At 62.7% G+C, this 10,169-nt stretch carries 1 pseudogene; it reads right to left on the reverse strand.

The window, feature by feature from the left end:
* Positions 1-25 precede the first annotated feature (25 nt).
* Positions 26-9,631, reverse strand: a pseudogene (locus ACLH0I_RS16875) (amino acid adenylation domain-containing protein); the annotation flags it as partial.
* Between the last annotated feature and the right edge of the window lie 538 nt (positions 9,632-10,169).

The following is a 10,169-nucleotide window of genomic DNA, read 5'->3' on the forward strand; positions in this document are numbered from 1 at the left end:
GAACACTGACTTCCCGACCGCTGCCAATCGCCGCGGCCAGTGCGGCCAGGGTCGGTTGGCTGAACAGCACACGCACGTCGGCGCTCAAGCCGGCCTGGCGCATGCGCTCGATCAGCGTGACCGCCAGCAAGGAATGACCGCCCAGTTCGAAGAAATGATCGTGACGCCCCACTTGCTCGACCTTGAGCACGTCCGCCCAGATGCGCGCCAGGGTCTGTTCCACCTCGCCCTGCGGCGCTTCATATTCGCGAGAGGCATAGGCCTCCGTGTCCGGTGCCGGGAGTTCACGGCGGTCCAGTTTGCCGTTGGCGGTCAGCGGGAAGGCTGGCAGTACCACGAACGCGCTGGGCAGCATGTAGTCGGCCAACACGCTCGACAATTGTCCCCGCAAATCGTGTACAGACAAGGTCACACCCGGTTCGGGGATCACATAACCCACCAGGCGTTTGGGACCCGTATCGTCTTGCCGCGCCAGTACGACCGCGTCTTTCACGCCTGGGCACTGGCCCAAGCGGGCTTCAATCTCGCCCAGTTCGATACGGAAACCACGGATCTTCACCTGGTCGTCATTACGCCCCAGGTAATCCACCGTGCCGTCCGCGCGCCAGCGCGCCAGGTCGCCGGTGCGGTACAGCAACGCATCCGGATCGGCATTGAACGGATCGGCGACGAACTTCTCGGCGGTCAGCCCAGGGCGATTCAAATACCCTTTCGCCACGCCGTCGCCACCGATGTACAACTCGCCCGCCACGCCGATGGGCACTGGCTGACGATTGACATCCAGCACATAGACACGGGTGTTGCCAACCGGGCGACCAATCGGGATGCCACCCTCGCCCACGATTTTGATCTCGTGGGTGGTGGTGAAGGTGGTCGCTTCGGTCGGGCCGTAACCGTTGAGCAGATGAGCCGGCGCGCCTTCTTTCAGGACGCGGCCGATCACGGCTGGGTCGAGCACGTCGCCACCGACGATCAGGTAGCGTAGTTGGGCGAACACCGGCATCAGCCCGGCGGCGTATTGATGGAACAGGCCAGCGGTCATCCACAGCACGCTGACCGATTGCTCTTGCAGCAAGGCCGCAAAACGTTCTTGCGTCAGCAACACGTCCTGGTCGACCACCACCACGCAACCGCCATTGAGCAGCGGTGCCCAGACATCGAGGGTGCTGGCGTCGAACGCCGGGTTGGAGGCAAAGGCGACCCGGTCCTGGGCGTTGAAATCGGCGTAGCCGTTGTTGATCACCAACCGGTTGATCGCCCGATGCGGCACCAGCACGCCTTTCGGGGTGCCGGTGGAACCGGAGGTGTACATGATGTAGGCCACTGATTCGGCGCTTTGTATCAGTCTCAAGTCATGGTCCGCCTCGGTCTCCAGGACCACGGTGTCCAGATCCACACGGGCAGCTCCCTCAGGTACCGCCCTCGTGCTCAGGGTCAGAAGCGTCCGGGCACCGCTGTCGCGCACCATGAACTCCTGCCGGTCCAGCGGTGCGCTGACGTCCAGCGGCACGTAGACCGCGGCGCACTTGAGGATCGCCAGTTGGCTGACCAGCAGCTCGACGGAGCGTTCCAGCACAATCGCCACCCGATCACCCGGTTGAACCCCCAGGCCGACCAGATGACGAGTCAGGCGATTGGCCCGGCGGTTCAACTCGGTGTACGTCAGGCTATGCCCGTTGTGCACCACCGCCGTGCCCTCAGGACACTCCTTGGCCTGCGCCTCGAACAGGCCATGGACGGTCCTGTCCTGGGGATAGCTACGGGTGGTGGCGTTGAAGTCCACCAGCAATTGCCGACGTTCGGCCGACGGCAGGATCGACAGGCTGTGCAACGGCGTCTGCGGAGCCTGTTCCAGCGCTTCGACCAGGTGCTCCAGGGCAATGTTCATGTAGACACATATCCGCTGCGCGCCGACCTGCGGCACCGCCAGCGCCGACAAGCGGAAATCTTCGCCCAGGTCATCCACCGACAAGGTCAGCGGGTAGTTGGTGCGCTCTTCGTTGCTCAACAGTTGAATACCGTCCCAGGCCGCCAAGGCTTCGCTTGAGGCAACGCCTGCGGCACTGTGCCGATAATTGAGCAAGGCATTGAACAGCGGCAGCGGCGCAGCCACGCCGCTGCAACGCTGGGCCAAGGCCAGCGAAGCGTGCTCATGCCCCAGCAGGCCGGTCAAGCGAGCGTGGGTGGCTTTTACACCGTCACGTACGCCTTGGGCGCCAATATTCACTCGCAATGGCAAGGTATTGATGAACATACCCAGTGCATGGTCAGCACCGTCGCCGCCCTGCATCCGACCCATCAGTACGGTGCCAAACACCACGTCCTGCTTGCCGGACACCTGCCCCAGCACGTGGGCCCACGCCAGGTGATGCAGGCTCGCGGCGCTCACGCCCAGCTGACGGGCCTGGGCCCGCAAACGGCGGCTCAGGTCGGCAGGCAGGCTCAGGCCGGCCTCTTCGATATCGCTGCCGTCGCCGCGCACGTCCAGCAAGCCGAACGGCAATGTCGGTTCGTCGACATCACTCAACATGTCGCGGAAGAACCCTTCGTGCTCCTCACGGCTCACGCCCAAGCGGGCCTGGGCCACGTAATTGCGAAATGGCACCGCTTCGCCCAACTGGTCGGCCTGGCCCAGCAGGTGCGCCTGCATCTCGTATTGCACCACTTCCAGCGCCGTGTGATCGAGGACCATGTGATGGAACAGCAGCATCGCCACCCAGCGTTGATTGGCCGGGTCGTGGGCGAATGCGATGCGCATCAACGGCGCCTGTTGCATGTTCAGACGGTAATGCAGCGTGTCGAACCGCTCGCGCAACTGCCCGGCGATATCGCCCGCCTCCGCACTCAGCACAAGCTCTTCCACTGCCAGTTGCGCTTTGCGCCAGACCACCTGCACCGGCTCGTCCAGGCCTTCCCAGACCACCGAGGTGCGCAGGATGTCGTGACGATCGATGACGCCCTGCAGGGCCTGGGCAAACGCCTCCAGCCGCTCGCGATCCGCGACGGTGAACGTGGCTTGCAACACATAGGGGTCCCCTGTGTGCGCAGCGATGTGGTGATAGAGAATGCCTTCCTGCAACGGCGCCAACGGGTAGATATCCTGCACATTGCGCGCACCACCGGGCACCGTCTCCACAAGGCGATCGATGTCCTGCTGGTCCAACGCCACCAAGGGCAGCATCGCCGGCGTAATCCGGGTACACCCCAGCAGGATGCCGTTGTCCGGCACCGCGACTTCGCCGCCACTGCCGACTGCGGCAGCCAGCGCCGCGAGCGTTGGCTGGCTGAACAGCACCCGCACGTCCGCCGACAAGCCGAGTTGGCGCATCCGGCCAATCAGGCTGACGGCCAGCAGCGAATGCCCGCCCAGTTCGAAGAAATGGTCGTGACGACCCACGCGCTCGACGTTGAGCAACTCGGACCAGATGTGCGCCAGGGTGGTTTCGACTTCGCCTTGCGGCGCTTCGTAGCCACGGGTGATGACGGCTTCGAGGTCCGGTGCAGGCAGGGCCTTGCGGTCGAGCTTGCCGTTGGGGGTCAGTGGCAAGGCATCCAGGCGCACGTAGGCGGCCGGCACCATATAGGCCGGCAACTGCGCTTGCAGGTGCGTGCGCAGGGCATCGATGTCCGTCGACTCGTCTGGCGAATGCTGGGTGAAATAGGCCACCAGGCGCTTGTCGCCCGGCACGTCTTCACGGGCCAGGACCACGGTTTCCTTGATGTTTGGAGCCTGGGCGAGCTTGGCTTCGATCTCGCCCAGTTCAATGCGGAAACCGCGAATCTTCACCTGGTCGTCATTGCGGCCCAGGTACTCGATGTTGCCGTCCGGCAGGTAGCGACCCAAGTCGCCGGTTTTGTACATGCGGGCATTGGGAACCTTGCTGAATGGATCTTTCAGAAAGCGCTCAGCCGTCAGGTCATCACGATTGAGATAACCGCGAGCGACCCCGGCGCCACCGATATAGATTTCACCCGGCACGCCCAGCGGCACGGGTTGTTTGTGCTCATCAAGCAAATAGAACTGGGTATTCGCCACCGGTTTGCCGATATGTGCGGCAAACCCGTCTTCGCGGGCCATCGACACCCAGCTTGAATAGGTCGTGGTTTCCGAAGGGCCGTAGAGGTTGCACAGGCGCTTGACCTGGGTCTGTTCGAACAACGCTTCCACCAGGCTGCGCTTGAGCGCTTCCCCTGCGACGTTCACCGTATCGACACCCTCGCCCAACCCGCCGGATTCCAGCAACGCCTTGAGCGCCGACGGCACCGTATTGATCAAGGTGATGTCGTGCTCGCCCTGTTGCAGTTCCAGCACATTAGTGACCACGTCGATGCTGCCGCCCGAGGTCAGCGGTGCGAAGCATTCGTAGACCGCCAGGTCGAAGTTCAACGACGTCGAGAACAGGGTTTTCGACAACGTGGCGTCATCGAACGAGCGATGGGCCCAGGTCAGGAAGTTCACCGTGTTGCGGTGTTCGATCATCACGCCTTTAGGCAGACCGGTCGAACCGGAGGTGTAGATGACATAGGCCAGGTGCGAGGACGTCAGCGCGGCAATCTCGGGATTCAGGACGGACTCGTCCTGCCACAAACCGCTGTCGAGATTGATCACCGGCATCGATGCTGCTGCCAGCAACTCAAGGGTCGCCGTCTGTGCCAGCACCGCCGCTGGCGCGCTGTCTTCGAGCATGTAGGCAATTCGATCCAACGGATACGCCGGATCCAGCGGCACATAACCGCCACCGGCCTTGAGAATTGCCAGCAGCCCCACGACCATGTCGATACCGCGCTCGACACAGATCGCCACCCGCGAATCCGGCTGTACACCCTGCTTGCGCAGGTAATGGGCCAGACGGTTGGCCCGCTCGTTCAACGCGCGATAAGTCAGGCGTTGCTCGCCACGAACCACCGCCACAGCCTCCGGCGTGCGCTGCACCTGCGCCTCGAACAGCCCGTGAATCGTCTGTTGTTGCGGATAGTCGGCCCCGGTGGCGTTGAACGTCACCAGCAGTTGCTCGCGTTCCGCAGCGGGCAAGATCGACAGGCGATACAAAGCCGCCTGTGGCGTCTGTTCCAGTGCCTGTACCAGCGTTTGCAACGCTGCGTGCATATAAGCGCAAATCCGTTGGGCGCCAATCTGCTGCGCGACCAGCACCGTCACGTTGAAACCGGTACCCAGGTCATCGACGTTCAATGTCAGCGGGTAGTTGGTCCGTTCTTCACCACCCAGCGCCTGCATACCGTTCCAGGCCGACTGTACTTCGTTCGACGCCGTCGTGGCGGTGTGGCGGTAGTTGAGCAAGGCACTGAACAGCGGCAACGGTGCCGCCACGCCACTGCAGCGTTGGGCCAGCGCCAGCGAGGCATGTTCGTGCCCCAGCAAGGCAGTCAGTTGTCCATGGACAGCCTTGACGCCAGCCTTGACGCCTTGCCTGCCCAAGCTCACCCGAAGCGGCAGGGTATTGATGAACATTCCCAGCGCACGGTCAGCGCCCTCACCACCCTGCATCCGGCCCATCAGTACCGTACCGAACACCACCTCCTGCTTGCCGGACACCTTGGCCAGCACTTGAGCCCACGCCAGGTGCACCAGGCTGGCGGCACTCACCCCCAATTGACGCGCCTGGGCACGCAGACGCAGGTCCAAGTCGCCATCCACCGCCTGGCTGATCTCTTCGATGTCGTGTCCGCCACCCTGCACATCCTGCAAATTAAATGGCAGCGTTGGCTCGTCGATATCACCGAGCATGTCGCGGAAGAACGCCTCGTGTTCTTCGCGACTCACACCCAATCGCGCCTGCGCCACGTAGTTGCGATAGGGCACCGCGTCGGCCAGTTGCCCGGCTTCACCCAGCAGGTACGCTTGCATCTCGTGTTGCACCACTTCCAGCGCCGTATGGTCCAGGGCGAGGTGATGGAACAACAGTGTCGCGACCAGGCGATGATTGGCCTCGTCCTTTCCATAAGCCAAGCGCATCAGCGGAGCCTGAGCGACATCCAGACGATAATGTCGCGGGTCGAAACGCTGGCGCAGTTGCTCAACGACATCGCCAGCGAGCGGGTCGAAATCGAGTGTTTCGAGGTGCAGCCGGGCTTCACGACGGACCACTTGCATGGGCTCGTCCAGACCGTCCCACACAATACTGGTGCGCAAGATATCGTGACGATCAATGACGACCTGCAACGCCCGGACGAACCCATTGAGGCGTTCCTGGCTGTCGAAGGCAAACTGTGACTGGAGCAGATACGGGTCACCCTGCTCGGCGGCCAGGTGATGGTAAAGAATGCCTTCCTGCAGCGGCGCCAGCGGGTAGATGTCCTGCACGTTGCGCACACCACCTGGCACTGTCGCCACGAGACGGTCGATGGTCGCCTGGGACAGGTTGGCCAACGGCAGCAGCTCGGGGGTGATGCATTCGCAGTCCAGCGCAATCAGGTTCGCCGGAACGCTTATCTCGCTGCCACTGCCGACGGCGGCGGCCAGCGCGGCCAAGGTCGGTTGACTGAACAGCACGCGCACGTCGGCGCTCAAGCCGGCCTGGCGCATCCGCTCGATCAGCGTGACCGCCAGCAGGGAATGCCCGCCCAGTTCGAAGAAATGGTCGTGGCGACCGACGCGTTCGACCTTGAGCAACTCGGACCAGATGTGCGACAGGGTGATCTCGACCTCGCCTTGCGGCGCTTCGTAGCCACGGGAAATGACGGCATCGAGATCCGGTGCAGGCAGGGCCTTGCGGTCGAGTTTGCCGTTCGGTGTCAATGGCAATGCGTCGAGGCGCACGTAGGCGGCCGGCACCATGTAGGCCGGCAATTGCGCTTGCAGATACGTGCGCAGGATTTGAATGTCCAGCGCTTCGCCTGGCGAATGCTGGGTGAAATAGGCCACCAGGCGCTTGTCACCCGGCACGTCTTCACGGGCCAGGACCACGGTTTCCTTCAGCGCATCGTGTCGGGCAAGCTTGGCTTCGATCTCGCCCAGTTCAATGCGGAAACCACGGATCTTGACCTGATCGTCGTTGCGGCCCAGGTATTCGATGTTGCCGTCCGGCAGGTAGCGGCCCAAGTCTCCCGTTTTGTACATGCGGGCATTGGGAACATTGCTGAATGGGTCTTTCAGGAAACGCTCGGCGGTCAGGTCGTCGCGGTTCAAATAACCCCGCGCCACCCCAGCACCACCGATGTAGATTTCACCCGGCACGCCCAGCGGCACCGGTTGTTTGTGCTCGTCCAGCAAGTAGAACTGGGTGTTCGCCACGGGTTTGCCGATATGCGCGGCAAAACCGTCTTCGCGGGCCATCGACACCCAGCTTGAATAGGTCGTGGTTTCCGAAGGGCCATAGAGGTTGCAAAGGCGCTTGACCTGGGTCTGTTCGAACAACGCTTCCACCAGGCTGCGCTTGAGCGCTTCCCCTGCGACGTTCACCGTATCGACGCCCTCGCCCAACCCGCCAGATTCCAGCAACGCCTTGAGCGCCGACGGCACGGTGTTGATCAGGGTGATGTCGTGCTCGCCCTGTTGCAGTTCCAGCACATTAGTGACCACGTCGATGCGGCCACCCGAGGTCAACGGGGCGAAGCATTCGTAGACGGCCAGGTCGAAGTTCAACGAAGTCGAGAACAAGGTTTTCGACAGGGTTTGAGCGTCAAACGAACGATGCGCCCAGGTCAGGAAATTCACCGTATTGCGGTGTTCGATCATCACGCCCTTGGGCATGCCGGTGGAACCCGAGGTGTAGATGACATAGGCCAGGTGCGAGGAGGTCGACTCTGCCACCTCGGGATTCTGGATGGATTCGTCCTGCCACAAACCACTGTCGAGATCGATCACCGGCATCGATGTTGCTGCCAGCAACTCAAGGGTCGCCTTCTGCGCCAATACCGCCGCTGGGGCGCTGTCTTCCAGCATGTAGGCAATCCGGTCCAGCGGATACGCCGGATCCAGCGGCACATAACCGCCGCCGGCCTTGAGAATCGCCAACAGCCCCACGACCATGTCGATGCCGCGCTCGACGCAGATCGCCACCCGCGAATCCGGCTCCACGCCCTGCTTGCGCAGGTAATGGGCCAGGCGGTTGGCCCGTTCGTTCAACGCGCGATAAGTCAGGCGATGCTCGCCACAGATCACCGCCACAGCCTCCGGCGTGCGCTGCACCTGCGCCTCGAACAGCCCATGAATCGTCTGCTGCAGCGAATAGTCGGCCTCGGTGGCGTTGAACGTCACCAGCAGTTGCTCGCGTTCCGAGGCCGGCAGGATCGACAATTGCTGCAAGGGCCTGTCCGGCTGCTGCTCGAGCATCCAGGCCAGGTTCTCCAATGCCTGGCGCATGTACCCAGCAATCCGCTGGGCGCCCATTCCGGCCAGGGCCTGCACGCTAAGATTGAAGCCTTCGCCCAGATCATCCACCGATAAGGTCAGCGGATAGTTAGTCCCCTCCGACCCTCCCAGTGCATGCAAGCCTTCCCATGCGCCAAGCGCCTGGGCCGTAGGTGCGTGGGCCGTGTTGCTATGCCGATAGTTGAACAAGGCACCGAACAGCGGAGCGGGTGCAGGCACGCCACTGCAACGCTGGGCCAAGGCCAACGATGCATGCTCGTGACCGAGCAGCGCCGTCAGGCTTGCATGGGTATTTTTTACGCCTTCGCGCACGCCGTGCCCGGCCAGTTTCACGCGCAGCGGCAGCGTGTTGATGAACATGCCCAAGGCGCGGTCGGCGCCGTCGCCGCCCTGCATCCGGCCCATCAATACCGTGCCGAACACCACGTCCTGCTTGCCCGAGAGACCACCCACCACCCGCGCCCAGGCCAAGTGATGCAGGCTGGCGGCGCTGACGCCCAACTGGCGGGCCTGCGCCCGCAAGCGGCGGCTCAATGCGGCATCAATCGGCAAGTGGGCTTCTTCGATCACCGACGGGCCTTCAGGCGCCTCGGCAAAACCCAGTGGCAAGGTCGGCTCATCGACATCGGCCAGCATGTCGCGGAAAAACGCTTCATGGGAATCACCGCCCACACCCAGGCGGACCTGCGCCACGTAGTTGCGAAAAGGTACTGGGTCAGGCAATTGGTGGGCCTGCCCAAGCAAGAACGCCTGCATTTCATCCTGCACCAGCTCCAGCGCCGTATGGTCTATCGCCATGTGGTGGAACAGCAGGATGGCCACCCAACGGTCGTTGTCATGATCCTGCGCGCAAACCAGCCGCATCAGCGGCGCCTGCCCTACATCCAAGCGATGATGGCGGGTGTCGAAGCGCTGTTGCAGTTGCCACACGGCATCGCCAGCGGCCGGGTCAAGTACGATTTCCTCCAACGACAGCGTGGCCTCGTGCCAAACCACTTGCACCGGCTCATCCAGCCCCTCCCAAACCACGGAGGTGCGCAGAATGTCATGACGATCGATTACGCCCTGCAACGCCTGGGTAAAATCGTCCAGGCGTGTCCGGCGATCCGCACCGAACAAGGACTGCAGCACATAAGGGTCGCCCTGCTCCGCCGCCAGGTGATGATAGAGAATGCCCTCCTGCAACGGTGCCAGCGGGTAGATATCCTGCACGTTGCCCGCGCCGCCGGGCACCGTCTCGACGATCCGGTCGATCTCTTCCTGCGTCAGGCTGGCCAGGGGCAGCATGTCCGGCGTGATGCGGAATGCCGGACTCAGCCAGTCGCCACCATTTCTCTCCACCAGGTCGAGCAGTTCCTGCTTATGGACGGCAAGGCTGTCCCACAGCGCGGGGCCTATTCCTTCGTCGTCGCCCAGGATCACGAGGTTGTCGCCGTCTTGTTGCAGACGGATCGGATGCTGGGACAGAGCTGCCATCAATTCGCTGAATTGCATCGAAGAACCTGCTTTTCTGATTCGGAGTGGTTGACGATAGAAACGTGTTTTTCAAGTACGGCGCGGCGCCTGCACGCGAGGGTCACGGTGCTTGGCGCCGACCTCGGCGCTCGGGCCAAAGCGATGGATAATCGTCACATTCAACCGAAGGAAGCGGTTTGCGGGCCGCCTCCTTACAGGCCAAAAAAAATTAGAGCATTCAGTAGGTGATGTCTGTCATGGGAAGCAGGGACAAGCCCCGACGTCGTCCAGGCAGGACGTACGGACGCGCAGGATTGAGGGTGACCACCCTGCCCGGAAAGCCCGGGACAGGGCACTCATTCCCTCGGATGGAGCTGCCGAC

The sequence above is a fragment of the Pseudomonas sp. MPB03 genome, assembly GCF_046605385.1.
GTDB classification, from domain to species: Bacteria; Pseudomonadota; Gammaproteobacteria; order Pseudomonadales; family Pseudomonadaceae; genus Aquipseudomonas; species Aquipseudomonas zanjanensis.